Annotated in this window: 2 protein-coding genes and 1 pseudogene; all 3 read left to right on the forward strand. The window is 65.2% G+C overall.

Annotated elements, in window-relative coordinates; genetic code table 11:
- The first annotated feature begins 426 nt into the window (after nucleotides 1-426).
- On the forward strand, nucleotides 427-978 hold the full coding sequence (locus tag CCN72_RS36740) for a LuxR C-terminal-related transcriptional regulator (protein WP_158101478.1): 552 nt from the start codon (nucleotides 427-429) through the stop codon (nucleotides 976-978).
- 139 nt (nucleotides 979-1,117) lie between these two features.
- On the forward strand, nucleotides 1,118-1,504 hold the full coding sequence (locus CCN72_RS36745; RefSeq protein ID WP_086812648.1) for a hypothetical protein: 387 nt from the start codon (nucleotides 1,118-1,120) through the stop codon (nucleotides 1,502-1,504).
- 80 nt (nucleotides 1,505-1,584) lie between these two features.
- A pseudogene (locus CCN72_RS40135) lies at nucleotides 1,585-1,785 on the forward strand (hypothetical protein); the annotation flags it as partial.

Raw genomic sequence — 1,785 nt, forward strand, 5'->3', positions numbered from 1 at the left:
GAGGTGGGCGGGGTGGGCCGGGGCAGGGGAGGCTGTGCCGTCAGGACCGGAGCCGCAACCGGTCGTGGCCAGGGCGGCGGCACACATGGAGAGGGCCAGGCGGATGGGTCGGCTTGTCATTGCCATCGAGTGTTCGGCCCCCGGATCGTCCTTTCGCCGTCTCTTCTTCTGAGATACGGCGTGTGCCAGAACGCTCGCCCCTGTCGATTCGGCCCGGCAGGTGAACGCTGTTTCTTTGAGGGAAAGCTGAGGCGCTCGACCCCCGATGGTCCCGCTCGGCATGCCGAGGAGGCGGGGAGCGGGGATTCTGAGAGTGATGCGATCGTGGCACCCAGCCGACCAGGAACCTCGATGAGCCCACATCCGGTGCGTGTAGCCGTAGCAGTCGTCTCCGACTGCCCCTTGCTGCGGCGAGGCCTTGAGCAGGTGATCGACACCGCGCCGGACCTGCGGAGGGTCGCCTCCAGCAAGGGGAGTGAGGAGTGGGACTACGAGACGGGCGCCGCCGACGTCGTCCTGGTGAACCTTCAGTCACCTCTTGAGGACATGGCCCGCCTTATCGCCCGATTGCGTCAGCAGGGCCAAGCGGCGGTCATTCTGTCGGCCTCCGAGACGCAGACCGAGCTTTTCTTCTTCATCGAAGCCGGTGCCAGCGGGTATGTGAGCCGGCGCAGCGGAGAAGCGGAATTGCTGGCAGCGGTCCGTGCCGCCGCCTCCGGGGATATTTATTTCTCCACGAGATTGCGGGATCAATCCCTCCGTGAGCAGCGTACTCGCATCACGCATCGGGAGAGGCAGATCCTGCAACTCATCGCGAATGGCGCCACCGATCGGGAAATCGCCGCCAAGTTGAATATTAGTGAGCACACCGTTCACACGCACCTCGACCGGCTCCGCGGCAAGACCGGCTGCCACCGCCGGGCCGACCTGGTACGCCTGGCCCTCCTGCGCGACGGAGCGGGCGAACCGCCCGGCTGACGCGCCCCGCGGCTGTGGGCGTTTCCGCCCACAGTGTCGGTAGTTCTGCCTCTTGTTCAGCCGAACCCCGGTCGCTGAGTCTTGGAACATGTCGTGCGCTGGATGCCGGTGTATCTCTGTGCGCTGATAGGTGGACCCTGTGCTGGCGATTCCCAGGATGGTGAGGATGCGGAAGGCGACGTTGCGAGGCGTCTGGCTCGCGACGGCCGTGTTCTCACTCTTGGCGGCCGGCGTATTGGGTCCCTATACGAGTGAGGCAAGCGCACTGTCGAAGGGTGCGCAGGCGAACGCGAATACGAAGTCGGCGCTACGGTGTTATGAGACGCGCAGGAACCCGGGTGCGGTCGTCTGCTACCGATTCTCGAAGAAGGCCGAGTTCAGGCACGGTGACGTCGTCTTCGTTCCCATTCTCATCCAGGTGCCCGTGCCGGCTGACCCGCCGCCTGTGATGGTCGTGGACAGTCTCGATGATATTCACCCGAGCGATGCTGGTGGTGACCGGACTGTCAATTCCGCCGAAAACTGAGGGTGCCCTCTGGTATTTCATCCTCGGGATTTCGAACGCCGCAGATCTCGACCCCTCAACGACTGATAGCGAGGTTCCCCATGTTTACCGCTCGAAATCGAGTCGCCCGCATAGCAGGGGCTTCCTGCGCTGCCGCGCTCCTCGCCGGCACCGTCGGCGTCGCCAGCGCCGAGGCCGCGCCCGCGACACACCACGACGCGGTGGTGCACTCCGTCAGCAAGCCGCCCCCACCGCGCCCCCACCACCGGCACAACAACCCGAACACGCCGAACACGCCCAAC

Source organism: Streptomyces murinus (genome assembly GCF_002154555.1).
Lineage (GTDB): Bacteria > Actinomycetota > Actinomycetes > Streptomycetales > Streptomycetaceae > Streptomyces > Streptomyces murinus.